Origin of the sequence: Paracoccus sp. MA, assembly GCF_020990385.1 — a bacterium.
Classification (GTDB): Bacteria; Pseudomonadota; Alphaproteobacteria; order Rhodobacterales; family Rhodobacteraceae; genus Paracoccus.
In genome coordinates this window covers 748,555-763,587 of record NZ_CP087597.1, presented here as the reverse complement: position 1 = coordinate 763,587, position 15,033 = coordinate 748,555, and the positions used below count along the sequence as shown (strand labels likewise).

The window sequence follows — 15,033 nt, the reverse complement described above, 5'->3', positions numbered from 1 at the left end:
TTTCCAACCGTTTCGGAGAGTCCCATGGCGAAACATTGTCTGATGGTGGGCGCGGGCCTGTCCGGCGCGGTGATCGGGCGCATGCTGGCCGAGGCCGGGCACCAGGTCACCGTGGCGGACGCGCGGCCGCATGTCGCCGGCAATTGCCACACCACCCGCGACGCGGCGACCGGCGTCATGGTGCATGTCTACGGGCCGCATATCTTCCACACCGACGACGCCGAGGTCTGGGACTATGTCAACCGGTTCGAGACCTTCCTGCCCTACAAGAACCGGGTCAAGACCACCTCGCAGGGCGCGGTCTATTCATTGCCGGTGAACCTGCACACCATCAACCAGTTCTTCGGCAAGACCCTGCGCCCGGACGAGGCCCGCGCCTTCATCGAGGGCAAGGCCGACCGCTCGATCAGCGATCCGCAGACCTTCGAGGAACAGGCGCTGCGCTTCGTCGGCCCCGAGCTCTACGAGGCCTTCTTCAAGGGCTACACGCTGAAGCAATGGGGCTGCTCGCCGACCGCGCTGCCGGCCTCGATCCTGAAGCGGCTGCCGGTGCGCTTCAACTATGACGACAATTATTTCTTCCACAGGTTCCAGGGCATGCCGGAAAACGGCTACACCGCCCTGGTCGAACGCATCCTGGACCATCCCGGCATCACGGTGCGGCTGAACACCGCGGTCAGCCGCACAGAGGCCGCCGATTACGATCACGTCTTCTATTCCGGCCCCATCGACGGCTGGTTCGGCTATGAACTGGGCCGGCTGGGCTATCGCACGCTGGATTTCGAACGGTTCGATTACCAGGGCGACTGGCAGGGCTGCGCGGTGATGAATTACGGCGACGTGGACGTGCCCTGGACGCGCATCACCGAACACAAGCATTTCGCGCCCTGGGAAGAGCATGACGGCTCGGTGCTCTATCGCGAATTCTCGCGCGAATGCGGGCCCGAGGACATCCCCTATTACCCGATCCGGCTGGTGGCGGAAAAGGCGATGCTGGCCGATTACGTCGCGCGGGCCGAGGCCGAGCCGAACGTCACCTTCGTGGGGCGGCTGGGCACCTATCGCTATCTGGATATGGACGTGACCATCCGCGAGGCGCTGGACTGCGGCCGGCGCTATCTGGCGGCGCTGGAGGCGGGCGAAAGAATGCCCGCCTTCGCGGTCGATCCGCTGTAGACACGCCCTCGCCGTACCGTGCGACGGGCGGCCGGTTCCGGGCCCCCGCGTTTTCAAGCGGGCCGTAAGCCGGCCAGACCGGCCGGCGCCGTCAGGAAACCGGCAGACCCACCCCGCCCGCCGAAGCCGCGCTGAGCGCGACGAAATTCAACGCCTGCTGGCGCACGGCGGCGGCCAGTTCCTGCCGGGCCGACAGCAGGCTGCGCTCGGCATCCAGAACCGGGAAGAAATCCGCCTCGCCCAGCTCGTAAGAGCTGCGGGTCAGCCCGACCGTCTCGCGCGCATTCTCGACCAGCCGCGCCTGCGCGGCGACGGCGCGGGCGTCGCGGTTATAGCCGGCCAGCGCGTTCTCGACCTCCTCGACCGCGCCCAGCACCGAAGCCTGCCAAGCCAGCCGCGCCTGTTCCGCCCGCGCCTGCGCGGCAGAAAGCTGCGCCTGGTTAGCGCCGCCCGAGAACAGCGGCACCGAGATCTGCGGTCCGAAGCCCCAGCTTTTGCTGCTGCCACCGCCGGCGATATTCGTCGGCGTGACCGAACCGGACAGCGTGAGCTTGGGATAGAAGGCCGCCTGCGCCTCGCCCACATCGGCGGCGGCGGCGGCGAGGTTGCGTTCGGCCATGCGCACGTCCGGGCGCACCCGGACCACGTCGGCCGGCACGCCGACGCTGGCGCTGTAGCGGGCGCGCGGCTGGCCGCCGCCCTTGCGCAGCTGCGCGGCGATATCGGCGCTGCGCCCGGCGGTCAGCGTGGCCAGCCGGTTCACCGACTGGTCGAAGCCGACCTCCAGCCCGGGCAGGGCCGCCTCGGCCTGCGCCACCAACTGCTCGGCCTGCAACACCTCCAGCCGCGAGACGCTGCCGAAGGCGTCCTGGGTGCGGGTCATCTCCAGCGTGCGGCGGCGGCTTTCCAGACTCTGCCGGGTCAGGGCCAGCGCCTCCTGGTAATAGCGCGCATCGACATAGGCCGAGGCGATGGCGCTGGCCACGGTCAACCGCGCCACCTCGGCCGAAAGATAGGCCGCGTCCAGCCGGGCCGAGGCGCCCTGCCGCGCCGCGCGGTTCTGGCCGAACAGATCGACCAGCCAGGACACGCCCAGCGTGGCCGAGCTGCTTTCGACGATGCCCGTCTCGTTGCGGTTGCGCCCGGCCGAGCTCTGCGCATCGACCTGCGGCAGGTCGCTGGCCCCGACCAGGCGGGCATTGGCCTGCGCCTCGCGGATGGTGGCGACGGCGGTCTGCACGTCCAGATTGCGCTTGAGCCCGGCGGCGATCAGCGCGTCCAGCTGCCTGTCGCGAAAGGCCGCCCACCAGGCATTGGAGCCGGCGCGGCGGGCCGGGGAATTGGCGGCGAAAGCGCCGGCCACCTCGGCCCGGGGCGCGGTATAGCTGACCGGGTTGCAGGCGGCGAGCGCAAGGGTCGAGGCCAGCCCGCCCAGCAGGCCGCGGCGGGAAAGAGGCATGGTCTGGATCATCCGAAACTCTCTGGTTGACGCGGCCCGGGACGGGGTCGCGGAAAGGGGAATGGCGGCACGGGCGGGCTTGGTCCCGCCCGTGCCTGCGGCGGCGCCGGAGCCTAGCCCGCCGTATCGGCCTGCGGCCCGGCCACCGTCCTGCCGCCGGTCAGCCGGCTGACCGCGCCCAGCACGAAGACGAAGAACACCGGCACGAAGAACACCGCCAGCACCGTGGCCGCGACCATGCCGCCGATCACCCCGGTTCCGATGGCGTTCTGGCTCGCTGCCGAGGGGCCGGTGGCGATGGCCAAGGGCACCACGCCCAGCGTGAACGCGAGCGAGGTCATCAGGATCGGCCGAAAGCGCAGCTTCGCCGCCGTCACCGCCGCTTCGATCAGGCTTTGCCCCTGTTCGCGCAGGTCCTTGGCGAATTCCACGATCAGGATGGCGTTCTTGGCCGAAAGCCCGATGATGGCGATCAGCCCGACCTTGAAATAGATGTCGTTGGGCATGTCGCGCAGCATGACCGCGACGACGCAGCCCAGGACGCCCAGCGGCACCACCAGCATCACGGAAAGCGGGATCGACCAGCTTTCGTAAAGCCCGGACAGCAGCAGGAAGACGAACAGGATGCTCATCGCGTAAAGCAGCGTCGCCTGCGACCCGGCCTGGATCTCCTCCAGCGACTGCCCGGTCCATTCATAGCCGAAGCCCTGCGGCAGTTCGGCCGCCAGCCGCTCCATCTCGGCCATGGCGGCGCCGGAACTGTAGCCCGGCCCGGCCGCGCCGGCGATGCGGACCGCCGGATAGCCGTTATAGCTGACGACCTGCGACGGCCCCTGCTCCCATGTCACGCTGGCGAAGGAGGAGAAGGGCACCATGCCGCCACCCGCGTTGCGCACGGTCAGCTTCAGGATGTCTTCGGCCTGCATGCGCGAGTCGTCCTCGGCCTGCATGACCACGCGCTGCATCTTCCCGGCATTGGGGAAGTCGTTGATATAGGCCGAGCCCAGGTATTGCGAGATCGTCGCCGAGATGTCGGCGAAGGTCACGCCGAAGGCATTGGCCTTTTCGCGGTCGATGGTGACGAAGACCTGCGCGGCCGAGGGCAGCCCCTCGATACGCAGCCCGGTGGCGATGCCGTTTTCCTGCGCCTTGGCGATGATCTGCTGGGCGGCGGCCAGCAGCGCCTCCTGCCCCTGCCCGCCGCGGTCCTGCAGGCGGAAGCTGAAGCCGCCGGTGGCGCCGAAGCCGGGGATCGGCGGCGGCGACAGCGCGAAGGCCTGCGCGTCCTGATAGCCGAACATCTGCATGTTCGCGGCGTTGGCGATGTCCTGCGCCGATTGCTCGCGCTCGGCCCAGTCCTTGAAGGTGACGAACATCAGCCCGGCATTGGGCCCCTGCCCCGAAAAGCTGAAGCCGCGGATCGCCACCGTGTTCTCGACGGCCTCGTTCTGCTGGAACATCTGCGTGGCCTGGGCCAGCACCTCGTCGGTGCGGTTCGAACTGGCCGTGGCCGGGGTCTGGATGTCGGCGATGATGAAGCCCTGGTCCTCGTTCGGCAGGAAGCTGGTCGGCAGGCGCAGGAAGCCCATGCCGGTGGCCGCGACCAGCACCAGATAGAACCCCATCATCACCAGCCGCCGCCGCGTGACCAGCCCGACCGCGCGGGTGTAACGCTCGGTCAGCCGGTCGAAATTGCGGTTGAACCAGCCGAAGAAGCCCTTCCTTTCGTGATGGCCGCTGATCGGCTTCAGGAAGGTCGCGCAAAGCGCCGGGGTCAGCGTCAGCGCCAGGAAGGCCGAGAACAGGATCGACACCACCATGGTCAGCGCGAATTGCCGATAGATGATGCCCGACGAGCCGGGGAAGAACGCCATCGGCACGAAAACCGCCGCCAGGACCAGCGTGATGCCGATGATGGCGCCCGAGATCTGGCCCATGGCCTTTTCCGTCGCCTCGCGCGGCGGCAGCCCTTCGGTCGCCATGATGCGCTCGACGTTCTCGATCACCACGATGGCGTCATCGACCAGGATGCCGATGGCTAGCACCATGGCGAACATGGTCAGCACGTTGATCGAGAATCCCGCCGTCAGCATGACCGCCACCGTCCCCATCAGCGCGATGGGCACGACGATGGTCGGGATGATGGTATAGCGGAAATTCTGCAGGAACAGGAACATCACCACGAAGACCAGCGCCATCGCCTCGACCAGCGTGTGCAGCACCTTCTCGATGGATGCCTCGACGAAGGGGGTGGTGTCATAGGGGATGGTATAGCTGACGCCGTCGGGGAAGAACCGCGACAGCTCCTCCATCTTCTGATGCACCGCTTCCGAGGTGTTCAGCGCGTTGCCGGTGGCCGAAAGCTGGATCCCCAGCGCCGCCGCCGGCTTGCCGTCGATGCGCGAGGCGAAACTATAGGTCTCGGCACCGACCTCCAGCCGGGCCACGTCGCGCAAGAGCACGGTCGAGCCGTCGGGATTGGCGCGCAGCACGATCTTGCCGAATTCGTCCACATCGTCCAGCTGCCCCTTGATCAGCACGGTCGCAGTCAGCTGCTGGCCGATGGGGTTCGGGTCCGCCCCGACCTTGCCGGCCGCGACCTGCGCGTTCTGCGCCCGCACCGCCGCGACGATCTCGGCCGAGCTGAGGTTCAGCCCGGTCATCTTGGCCGGATCGACCCAGATGCGCAGCGCCCGTTCCGGGGCAAAGACCTGCGCCCGGCCCACGCCCTCGATGCGGCGGATCTCGCCCACCACGTTGCGGTTCAGGTAGTCGCCGAGCGCGATGTCACCCATCGCCCCGTCATCCGAGGTCAGCGCCACCATCATCAGGAAGCCGGTGCCCGCCTCTTCGATCAGCACGCCCTGATCGACCACGCTTTGCGGCAAAAGCGGCTCGACGCGGGCCACGGCATTCTGCACGTCGACCTGGGCGCGGGCGATGTCGGTGCCCGGCTCGAAAGTCGCGGTGATCGACATGGCCCCGGAGGAATCCGAGACCGATTCGTAATAGGCCAGGCCCTCGACGCCATTCAGCTCGTCCTCGATGGGCTGGGCGACGGCGCGGTTGATCTCGCCCGGCGCGGCGCCGGTATAGGCGGTCGAGATGGTGATCTGCGGCCAGGCCACCTGCGGATATTGCGCGATGGGCATCATCGGCAGCGCGATCACCCCGGCGATGACGATGAAGATCGAGATCACCCAGGCCAGCACCGGCCGGTGAATGAAGAACCGTGCCATCGGCCTACTCCTGCGCCGGGGCCGGGGCGGCCGCGGCGGCGCCGGCCGGCACCGGCGGCTGGGCCGCGTCCACGGGCTGCGGCACCACCTTGGCGTCGGGGTAAAGCTTCTGCGCCCCCATGACCACGACCCGGTCGCCCGGCTTCAGCCCGCTTTCCACCAGCCAGCGGTTGTCGGTGGTCTGGCCCAGGGTCACGTCGCGGCGCTCGACCGTTTCGTCGTCCTTCAGCGCATAGACATAGGCTTGGCCCGACTGGTCGCGCTGCACCGCCATCTGCGGCACGGTCAGGGCGTTGTCGCGCACCGCCTGCTCGATCCGCACCCGCACGTAAAGCCCGGGCAGCAACTCGCCCTCGGGGTTCGGGAACTCGGCGCGCAGGGTGATCTGCCCGGTCGAGCTGTCCACGCTGGCTTCCGAAAACAGCAGCTTGCCGGGATGGGCATATTCGCTGCCGTCGTCGAAGATCAGCCGCACCTCGGCCGCATCGGCCGAGGTCATGGCCAGCTGCCCCGCCGCCAGCGCGCGGCGCAGCGCGAACAGTTCGGACGAGGACTGGGTGAAGTCCACATAGACCGGGTCGAGCTGCTGGATGGTCGCCATGATATCGGTCTGGGCATTGACCAGCGCGCCCTCGGTCACCAGCGCCCGGCCGACCACGCCGGCGATGGGCGCCGTGACCTCGGTATAGGAGCGGTTCAACTGCGCCTCCTGCAGCGAGGCGCGGGCGATGGCCACATCCGCCTGGGCCTGGGCCAGCGCGGTGGCGGCATTGTCCAGATCGACCCCCGCCGTCACCTTGCGCTCGCGCAGGGCGCGGGCACGCTTTTCCTGGTCTGCGGCGTTCAGCGCCGTGGCCTCGGCCCGGGCCAGCGCACCCTCGGCGCTGGCGACGCGCACGTCATAGGGGGCGGGATCGATGCGATACAGCACGTCGCCCGCTTCGACCTTGCCGCCCTGTTCGAAAACGCGCTCGATCACGATGCCGCCGACGCGCGGCCGCACCTCGGCGACGCGGGTCGCGGCCACGCGGCCGGGCAATTCGTTCACCACCGGCAGCGCCTCGGGTGTCATCTCCTGCACGCTGACCTGCGGCGGCGGAAGCTGCTGCGCGGCCAGCGGCGAGGCCGCCATCAGGCAGCAAAGCACAAGCCCGGCGGAAACGCCGGGGGAAAATCTCATCGTCATGGATCGGTCTTTCCTGGGAAGCTGAATATGGGGGAGGGATCAGTCTCCGGCTGCGCCGGGGTCGCTTTCCACGACCGCCATCAATTCGTCGAGGATGTCATTGCGGGTTTCCTGGTCGAAACGGTGAAAGCCGAAATATTCGAGGAATTCCATACCGTGCAGGGTCAGAAGCGCCATCAGCATCCGCCGCCGGTCGCCGGCCTGGGCCGCGACCGTCTCGGCATCGCCGGCCAGCATCTCGCGCATGATCTCGCGACATTCCGCGTGTTCGCCCATGCTGGTGCTGATCAGCATCGCCATGTCCAGCTCTTCGTCGGTCGGCACGCGCCGGCACTCATCGATCAGCGCGCGCAGCCGGGCATTGGGCTGGCCCTCGTGCCGGGCACGGATATCGACGAAACGCGCCTGGTGCTGGGCCATCTTGTGACGGATGAAGGCGGCGAGCAGCCCGGCCTTGCTGTCGCAGTCATAGACCACGCTGGACTTGCTGATCCCCGCTTCCTTGGCGACGGCATCGATGCTGAGCCCGGCAATGCCCGAACGGCGCGCCACCCGCTCGATGGCGGCCATCAGCTCGTCGCGATCGATGCTGCGCTTGCGTCCCATGGCCGGCTCCAGAATTTCAATACGACCGTTCGTTTATAATTCTGCGGCGGACCTGTCAAGCGGCCTGCCGGCGGCCTGCCCCGCAGGGATCTTCGCGACTGGCCGGCTGCCCGAATCTGCCCACGGTCCAGTTCCCCGTCTTCGACCCGGCGGATGGCGCGGGACAGCGGCGTGGCGTTGCAGAACTCGGCCGCCCTTGCCCATGCCGCGCTTTCGGGCCACAGATATGGCCCGAGGCGCCGGACATTCTCCCGGCCACTGCACGGAAAGCTTGCCGACATGACCACCGCCACCATGACCGCCGCCCGCGCCAGAACCCATGTGACCGTGCTGGTCATGCTGGGCCTGACGCATCTGCTGAACGACATGATGCAGTCGCTGATCCCCGCCGCCTATCCGATCCTCAAGGAGGCCTATGCGCTGGATTTCGTTCAGATCGGCATGATCACCCTGACCTTCCAGATCGCCGGATCGCTGCTGCAGCCGGTGATCGGCATGGTGACGGACCGCGACCCGGCGCCCTACTCTCCGGTGGCGGGCATGATGTTCACCCTCTCGGGCCTGGTCAGCCTGGCCTTTGCCCACAGCTACGGCGTCATCCTGGTCTCGGTGGCGCTGATCGGCATCGGCTCGTCGATCTTCCACCCCGAGGCGACGCGGATGGCGCGCTATGCGGCGGGCGGCCGGCAGGGGCTGGCGCAGGGCATCTTCCAGGTCGGCGGGCAGGCGGGCGGGGCGCTGGGACCGGTCTTCGCGGCGCTGATCATCGTGCCCTGGGGCCAGCCCAGCCTGGCATGGTTCGCCGTCGCCGCGCTGATGGCCATGATGCTGCTGGTCTGGATCGGCAGCCGCCAGCGGCAGATCAGCGCCGAATTCGTGGCGATGCGCTCGGCTGCCCGCAAGGACGGGCGCGGCCACGTCTCGCACGCGCCCCTGACCATCGGCATCGGGCTGGTGGTGCTGACGCTGCTGATGTTCTCCAAGAACGCTTATGGCGAGAGCTTCCGTTCATTCTACACCTTCTATCTGATGGACCGCTTCGGCTTGTCGATCCCCTCGGCGCAGATGATGCTGTTCGTCTTCCTGCTGGCTTCGGCAGCGGGGGCGTTGATCGGCGGCATTGTCGGCGACCGCATCGGCCGCTATCGCATCATCTGGATCTCGGTGCTGGGGCCGTTGCCGCTGACGCTGGTGCTGCCCTATGCCGACCTGTTCTGGACCGGGGTGCTGACGGTGGCGATCAACCTGATCATGGCCAGCGCCTTCGCCTCGATCCTGATCTATGCGATGGAGCTGCTGCCGGGCCGCATCGGGCTGATCGGCGGGCTGTTCTATGGGTTGAACTTCGGCCTTGGCGGCATCGCGGCGGCGATCCTCGGCGGTCTGGCCGACAGCTACGGCGTCGAGGCGGTCTATAGGCTATGCTCCTTCCTGCCGCTGGCCGGGCTGCTCGCCTGGTTCCTGCCCCGGATCGACGAGGGGCATTAGCCCCTCTTCCATGGCCTGCACCAGCCGCGAGACCTGCGTCGGGCGCCAGGCGGTTCGCTGGAGGTGGCATGCGCCGGAATCGCAGCCCCGGGCGGTGCGGGGATCCGCAGGAAGGACCGGCGACCTAGCGCGGCAAGGCGAAGGCATGGCCGTCATGCGTTGCGACATGCATGGGCAGGCCATAGATCTCCAGCAGCGCCTCGGGCGTCATCAGCGCGCCGATGGGGCCGTCCAGCAGCAGCCTGCCGGAACCAAGCGCGACCACATGGTCGCAATAGCGCGCCGCCATGTTCAGGTCGTGCAGCACGACGATGGCCGACAACCCCTCGTCCCGGCACATGCCATGCACCAGGTCCAGCACCTCGACCTGATGCGCGACGTCGAGCGCCGAGATCGGCTCGTCCAGCAGCAGCGTCCGCGCGCCCTGCGCCAGCATCATCGCGATCCAGCTGCGCTGGCGTTCGCCGCCCGACAGGGTATCGACCAGGCGGCCGCGCAGATGGCCGACATGGCAGCGGGCGATGGCGGCATCGACGGCGGCGTGATCCTGCGCGCGGAAGCGGCCAAGCGCGCCGCGCCAAGGAAAGCGGCCAAGCGCCACCAGTTCCTCGACCAGCATCCCTTCGGCCGGCGGCGTGACCTGCGGCAGATAGGCCAGGTCGCGGGCCAGGTCGCGCGGCGACCAGTCCGCCAGATCGCGGCCGGCATAGGCGATGCGTCCGGCCGAGGGCCGGTTCTGCCCCGAGATCAGCTTCAGCAGCGTCGATTTTCCCGAACCGTTGCGCCCGATCAGGGCCGTGACCATGCCGGGGCGGATCTGCAGGTCCAGCCCCTCGATCAGCCGGCGGCCCGGCACGTCATAGGTGACGCCCGACAGGGTGAAAAGCGTCATGCGGAGGTCCTTTTCATCAGCATGATGAACAGCCAGGGCGCGCCGATCAGCGTGGCGAACAGCCCCAGCGGCAGGTCATAGGGATAGCTGGCGGTGCGTGCCCCGAAGGCAGCGAGCAGCATCAGCACCGCGCCCAGCAGCCAGCTTCCGGCGCAGAAGGGCGCGGCGCGGGCAAGGCCCATGCTGCGCGCCAGATGCGGCGCCATCAGGCCGACGAAGCTGACCGGGCCGACCAGCATCGTCGCCGCCCCGGTGGCCAGCCCCGCCAGCAGGATCAGCCCCAGCCGCACCTGCGCCAGCGGCAGGCCGAGCGCGCGGCCGACCTCGCCGCCGAGCGGCAGGATCTCGAGCCAGCGGGCGGCAGCGACCAGCGCGGCCAGCAGCGCCAGCGCCAGCCCGGCCAAGGCGGCGGCGCCCGGGGGCGAGACCTGCGAGGCGCTGCCCGCCAGCCAGCCCAGGATCACCCAGGCCGAGCGGTCGTCCGAAGCCATGATCGCGCCCAGCACCGCCGAGGCCAGCGCGCCGATGGCCAGCCCCGCCAGCAGCAGGCGCGCGGGCGCCAGATCGGCGCGCATCGCATAGCCCGCCAGCCCCGCCAGCGCCAGGGCACCCCCCGCCGAGGTTCCCAGCGCCAGCATCATCGGACCGGCGCCGCCGAAGGCCATGACCGTGATCGCATAGCCCAGCGAGGCGCCCCCGGTCACGCCCAGCACCTCGGGCGCCGCCATGGGGTTTGCGGTCAGCCGTTGCAGGATCGCCCCCGCCCCGGCCAGCAACGCGCCCGCCGAGGCGGCCGCCAGGATCGCGGCGGCGCGCAGGGGCAGGAAGGTCTCGCGCAGTTCCGCGGGCATGAAGCCCCAGCCCTCCGGCCCGCGGCCGCCGAACAGCGTCAGCACCGCCAGCATCAGGCAGGCGGCGGCCAGCCCCGCCAGCAGCCGCCCGGGACGGGCGGCGCGGTGGCTGCGGCGGTCGCCCTCTTCGGCCCGCTGCGGCACCTGCGCCTTCATCCGGGGCAGCAGCCAGATCAGCAGCGGCCCGCCGATCAGCCCGGTCAGCGCGCCGGTGGGCAGGCTCGGGCCGCCCGCGGCCGACACGGCCAGCAGCAGGCCGTCGGCCAGCGACAGCACCAGCGCCCCCGCCACCGGCGCCAGCATCAGGCGCTGAAGCAGCGTCCGCGCGCCCAGGCTGCGGGCGATGGCCGGTGCGGCAAGCCCGACGAAGCCGACCAGCCCGATCTCGGCCGAGACCAGGGCCGAAAGGGCAACCGCCAGCAGCAGGGTCGCGAAGCGCAGGGGCGCCAGCCGCAGGCCAAGCCCATGCGCGCCCTCGGGGCCCAGAGACATGACCATCAGCGGCCGCGCCAGCCCCGCCGCCAGCAGCAGCGCCGGGACCAGCGCCAGCGCCATGTGCCGGCTGCCCGACCAGTCCACCTGCGCCATGGAGCCGCCGTTCCACATCACCAGCGACAGCAGGTAATGCCCCTGCGCCAGCGTCAGCGCGGTCGCCACGGCCGAGGCCAGCAGCCCGACCAGCATGCCGGCGATGGTCACGGTGACCGGCGCGAACCCTCGCCGCGCCCCCAGCGCCATGACCAGAACGGTGGCCGCCCCTGCCCCCGCCAGCGCGATGGGCAGGTTGCCCGCCACCAGCCAATCCGGCGCGAAGATCGTCGCCGCCACGATCGCCAGCTGCGCGCCCGAGGCCGTGCCCAGCGTCGTCGGATCGGCCAGCGGATTGCGCAGCACCGCCTGCATCAGCGCCCCGGCCAGTCCCAGCGCCGCGCCCGCCAGCAAGGCCAGGACCCCGCGCGGCATCAGCCCATAGGCCAGCAGGATCTGCTGGACCGTCATGTCCGAGGTCCGCCAAGGCAGGGCGGGCCAGTCGGCCGGCGGCAGGGCCGACAGCGCGGCAATGCTCCACAGCGCCAGCGCCGTGACGCCCCCCGCGGCCAGGATGGCTCGATTCACGCCCGGGCCTCCAGCGCGGCGACAAGCTCATGCGCGAAGCGCAGCGCCGAGGGGATGCCGGCGAAGGGCCGCAGTTCCGGCAGGCGGTGGACCCGCCCGGCCTTGACCGGCGGCAGGCTGTTCCACAGGGCCGCCGAACCCAGCCCGCGTTCGGCCTGGGGCGGGATCCGGCCCACGATGACCAGCCGGGCCTCGGGGTATTCGGCAAGCTTTTCCAGCGGCACCGGGGCGGCGAAGGCGAAGCTGGTGCGCGCCGCCCAGGCGTTGCGCAGCCCGATGGCCTCGAGCGCGCCGCTGAACAGGCTGTCGGTGCCGAAGACGCGGATATGGCGGGAATCGCCCAGCTGGAACATCAGGCAGGCACGGTCGGCAAAGGGCGCCGCGCGGCCCGCGAGCATGGCGAATTCGGCCTGCGCGGCGGCCTGTGCGCGCGGCCCGGCGGCGGGATCGCCCAGCCGCTCCGCCAGTTCCCCCAGCACGGCCATCACCTTGGGAAAGGCGGGCTCGCCGGCCACATAAAGCGCGCGGGTAAAGACCGGCGCGATGCGTTCCAGGCGCGGCTGGATCGCGCTGTAATAGCTGGAGGACAGGATCAGGTCGGGCGCGACGAGGCTCAGCGCCTCGAGATTGGGCGCCCCGCGCAGGCCGAGATCGACGGTGCTCTGCGGCGGCTGCGCCGCGGCGGCGTCGCGAAAGCCGATCAGCTCGGCCAGCGCCGCGGGCGGGTGGCCAAGCGCCATCGCGGTCTCGGCCATCGCCCAGTCCACGGCCGCCAGCCGCAATCCGCCAGCCGCAAAAGCCGGCAACGCCCCTCCGGCCAGCCCGCAGGCGGCGGCCAGAAAGGCGCGTCGGCTGAACCCGCAGGCGGCTGTCACCATCGACGGCTCAGGCTGGCCTGCACGGTGCGCCCGTCGCCGTAATAGCTGGAATTCAGCCCCACGGCCGAGATATAGGCCTCGTCCGTCAGGTTGTTCACGTTCAGCCGGCCGATCACGCCGTTCTCCCATTCGTAGCTGGCGCCCAGATCCACCAGCGTCACCGCCTCCAGCCGCTCGGTATTCGCATCCGAGGCCCAGCGAGAGCCGATATAGCGCAGGCCGCCGCCCAGTTGCAGCCCCTGCATCGGGCCGGACTGGAATTCATGCGACAGCCAGAGGCTTGCGGCGTGGCGCGGCGTGTTGGCCAACTCGTTGCCGTCGTTCTCGCCCGAGATGTCGGTCGAGGCATAGGTATAGGCGCCCTTGACCGACCAGCCCTGGCCGAACTCGGCCACGCCTTCCAGTTCCAGCCCGCGGATGCGCGCCTCGCCGATCTGGCGGACGCCGGTGATGGTGCCGCCTTCGACCTCTTCGGTGACGGACGTATTGCGGTCGGTCTCGCGCAGGTCATAGAGCGCGGCGGTGAACAGCCCGTCGAAGGCGGTGGGCTCGTATTTGGCCCCAAGCTCCCACTGCTTGCCGTGGGTGGGCTCCAGCGGGTTGTTGTCGATGTCGAAACCCGGCTGCGGCAGATACGAGGTCGAATAGGCGGCATAGACCGAAACCCCGTTGTCCCACAGATAGCCCAAGCCCAGATGGCCGGTCAGCTGCCGGTCTTCGCGGGCGTAATCGGTGGTGCCGAAATTCGTCACGCTCTGACCCTCTTGCCGGGTCCATTCGTATCGCAGCCCCGCCGTCGCGCGCCAGTTGCCGAATTCGATCTCGTCCAGCGCATAAAGGCCGACCTGCGTCGCATCGACCGACTTGTCCGCCGTATACCACGGGGCGGGCACGGTGATGCCGCCATAGGAGGGCGCGGCATAGTCGATCGGGGCGATGGTGGAAAAGCCGGTATAGGCGCGCTCGCGCAGCTTTTGCGCGTCGATGCCGAAAGTCAGCGCATGCGTCACCGCCCCGGTCTCGGCGCTGCCCGCCAGCCGCAGGTCGGTGGCGATGGCGCGGAAGTTTTCCCGCTGGGTGATGACGCCCCGCCCGACCGAGGTGCCGGTCAGCCCGCTGATATACACGCTGTCATAATCCCAGTCGAAATCGGTATAGCGCAGCGTGTTGTTCAGCCGCCAGCCATTGCCGAAATCATGCGTCAGGCCGAAGCTCAGCGTGCCCATCTTGCGGTCGCTGTCATTGACCGACTTGTCGCCGAAATAGAACTCGCGCAGATCCTTGGCATCGACCTGCCCGATCAGCCCGCTCGGCACCCCCGTGGGCGAGATCGGCGCATCGCCGTGATAGCTGGCCATGAATTCCAGCTCGGTCGCGTCGCTCAGCGCATAGCTGGCCGACAGGCCCAGATAGCCGCGCTTGCTGTCGATTTCCTCGACATCGGTCCGGCTGTTGCCGCCCTTGGCGGTGACGCGATAGGCGAAGCGGTCGTCCACGACCCGGTTCGCATCGCCATAGACCGAGGCCGAGCCCTTGCTGTCGGCGCTGAAGCCCAGCTCGGTGAAATCGCCGTCCGCCTGCGCCCGCTTCTGGATCATGTTGACCAGCCCCGCGGGCGTCCCCGCGCCGTAAAGCACCGAGGCCGGTCCGCGCAGCACCTCGACCCGCTCCAGCCCGTAAAGCTCGAAGGCGGGCGCGCTGGTCGGGAACTGGGTCGAACGCATCAGCCGCAGCCCGTCCAGGAACTTGTCGTTCTCGAGGTTGAAGCCGCGCAGGAACAGGCTGTCGAAGCGCGGATCGCCGCCATAGTTCTCGGTGACGATCCCGGCCGAATAGCTCAGCGCCTCGGACAGGTTGGTCGCGCCCTGCTCTTCGATCTGCGCGCGCGGCACGACCGAGACGGAGGATTGCGTCTCCAGCAGCGGCCGGCCGGTCTTGGTGGTGGCCGAGGACCGCGCCACCCTGCCCTCCAGCGGCGCGTTCGGATTCTGGAAGCCTTCGATCGTCACGGCATCCAGAACGATCGCGCCGACGAAGGTGTCGCGGCGGGTTTCCTTTTCCTCCTCCTGCGCCAAGGCACAGGGTGCCGTCATGGCGATCACGCTGGCGCTCAGGAAAAGCGGGGCGACTCTGTTCATCCTG

Annotated in this window: 10 protein-coding genes; 2 read left to right on the top strand and 8 right to left on the bottom strand. The window is 69.2% G+C overall.

The genetic code is table 11. The annotated features are described in order from the left end of the window. The first annotated feature begins 24 nt into the window (after nucleotides 1–24). The gene (locus tag LOS78_RS03760; RefSeq protein ID WP_230375348.1) at nucleotides 25–1,176 is read left to right on the top strand and encodes a UDP-galactopyranose mutase; all 1,152 of its coding nucleotides are present in this window, start codon (nucleotides 25–27) and stop codon (nucleotides 1,174–1,176) included. 91 nt (nucleotides 1,177–1,267) lie between these two features. Here the strand turns inward: LOS78_RS03760 and LOS78_RS03755 are convergent, their stop codons facing one another. From LOS78_RS03755 to LOS78_RS03740, 4 genes are all read right to left on the bottom strand, one after another. Further along, on the bottom strand, nucleotides 1,268–2,647 hold the full coding sequence (locus LOS78_RS03755; RefSeq protein WP_230375347.1) for an efflux transporter outer membrane subunit: 1,380 nt from the start codon (nucleotides 2,645–2,647) through the stop codon (nucleotides 1,268–1,270). A gap of 101 nt (nucleotides 2,648–2,748) precedes the next feature. Next, nucleotides 2,749–5,874: an efflux RND transporter permease subunit gene (locus LOS78_RS03750; RefSeq protein WP_230375345.1), complete on the bottom strand. Its 3,126-nt coding sequence runs from the start codon at nucleotides 5,872–5,874 to the stop codon at nucleotides 2,749–2,751. Between the two features lie 4 nt (nucleotides 5,875–5,878). After that, on the bottom strand, nucleotides 5,879–7,060 hold the full coding sequence (locus LOS78_RS03745; protein ID WP_230375343.1) for an efflux RND transporter periplasmic adaptor subunit: 1,182 nt from the start codon (nucleotides 7,058–7,060) through the stop codon (nucleotides 5,879–5,881). 39 nt (nucleotides 7,061–7,099) lie between these two features. Beyond that, nucleotides 7,100–7,666, bottom strand: coding sequence for a TetR/AcrR family transcriptional regulator (locus LOS78_RS03740; protein WP_230375342.1), 567 nt, complete (start codon nucleotides 7,664–7,666; stop codon nucleotides 7,100–7,102). Between the two features lie 279 nt (nucleotides 7,667–7,945). On the opposite strand from LOS78_RS03740, the gene LOS78_RS03735 reads away from it, so the two are divergent. Then, nucleotides 7,946–9,154: an MFS transporter gene (locus tag LOS78_RS03735; protein ID WP_230375341.1), complete on the top strand. Its 1,209-nt coding sequence runs from the start codon at nucleotides 7,946–7,948 to the stop codon at nucleotides 9,152–9,154. Between the two features lie 124 nt (nucleotides 9,155–9,278). On the opposite strand, the gene LOS78_RS03730 is transcribed toward LOS78_RS03735, so the two are convergent. Genes LOS78_RS03730 through LOS78_RS03715 form a run of 4 tightly spaced genes read right to left on the bottom strand, consistent with a single transcriptional unit; the run spans nucleotide 9,279 to nucleotide 15,029 of the window. Further along, nucleotides 9,279–10,046, bottom strand: coding sequence for an ABC transporter ATP-binding protein (locus LOS78_RS03730; protein WP_230375339.1), 768 nt, complete (start codon nucleotides 10,044–10,046; stop codon nucleotides 9,279–9,281). Next, nucleotides 10,043–12,013, bottom strand: a complete 1,971-nt coding sequence (gene fhuB / locus LOS78_RS03725) for a Fe(3+)-hydroxamate ABC transporter permease FhuB (RefSeq protein WP_230375336.1) — start codon at nucleotides 12,011–12,013, stop codon at nucleotides 10,043–10,045. The genes LOS78_RS03730 and fhuB overlap by 4 nt, the downstream gene beginning before the upstream one ends. Beyond that, entirely contained in the window at nucleotides 12,010–12,891 is an 882-nt protein-coding gene (locus tag LOS78_RS03720) for an ABC transporter substrate-binding protein (RefSeq protein WP_028713921.1), read from the bottom strand. The genes fhuB and LOS78_RS03720 overlap by 4 nt, the downstream gene beginning before the upstream one ends. Then, the gene (locus LOS78_RS03715; RefSeq protein WP_230375335.1) at nucleotides 12,885–15,029 is read right to left on the bottom strand and encodes a TonB-dependent siderophore receptor; all 2,145 of its coding nucleotides are present in this window, start codon (nucleotides 15,027–15,029) and stop codon (nucleotides 12,885–12,887) included. The genes LOS78_RS03720 and LOS78_RS03715 overlap by 7 nt, the downstream gene beginning before the upstream one ends. Nucleotides 15,030–15,033 lie beyond the last annotated feature (4 nt).

Bases quoted from the DNA above. Each gene is read 5' to 3' on its own strand.
- LOS78_RS03760 (WP_230375348.1), top strand. From the start codon at position 25: ATGGCGAAACATTGTCTGATGGTGGGCGCGGGCCTGTCCGGCGCGGTG.
- LOS78_RS03755 (WP_230375347.1), bottom strand. From the start codon at position 2,647: ATGATCCAGACCATGCCTCTTTCCCGCCGCGGCCTGCTGGGCGGGCTG.
- LOS78_RS03750 (WP_230375345.1), bottom strand. From the start codon at position 5,874: ATGGCACGGTTCTTCATTCACCGGCCGGTGCTGGCCTGGGTGATCTCG.
- LOS78_RS03745 (WP_230375343.1), bottom strand. From the start codon at position 7,060: ATGACGATGAGATTTTCCCCCGGCGTTTCCGCCGGGCTTGTGCTTTGC.
- LOS78_RS03740 (WP_230375342.1), bottom strand. From the start codon at position 7,666: ATGGGACGCAAGCGCAGCATCGATCGCGACGAGCTGATGGCCGCCATC.
- LOS78_RS03735 (WP_230375341.1), top strand. From the start codon at position 7,946: ATGACCACCGCCACCATGACCGCCGCCCGCGCCAGAACCCATGTGACC.
- LOS78_RS03730 (WP_230375339.1), bottom strand. From the start codon at position 10,046: ATGACGCTTTTCACCCTGTCGGGCGTCACCTATGACGTGCCGGGCCGC.
- LOS78_RS03720 (WP_028713921.1), bottom strand. From the start codon at position 12,891: ATGGTGACAGCCGCCTGCGGGTTCAGCCGACGCGCCTTTCTGGCCGCC.
- LOS78_RS03715 (WP_230375335.1), bottom strand. From the start codon at position 15,029: ATGAACAGAGTCGCCCCGCTTTTCCTGAGCGCCAGCGTGATCGCCATG.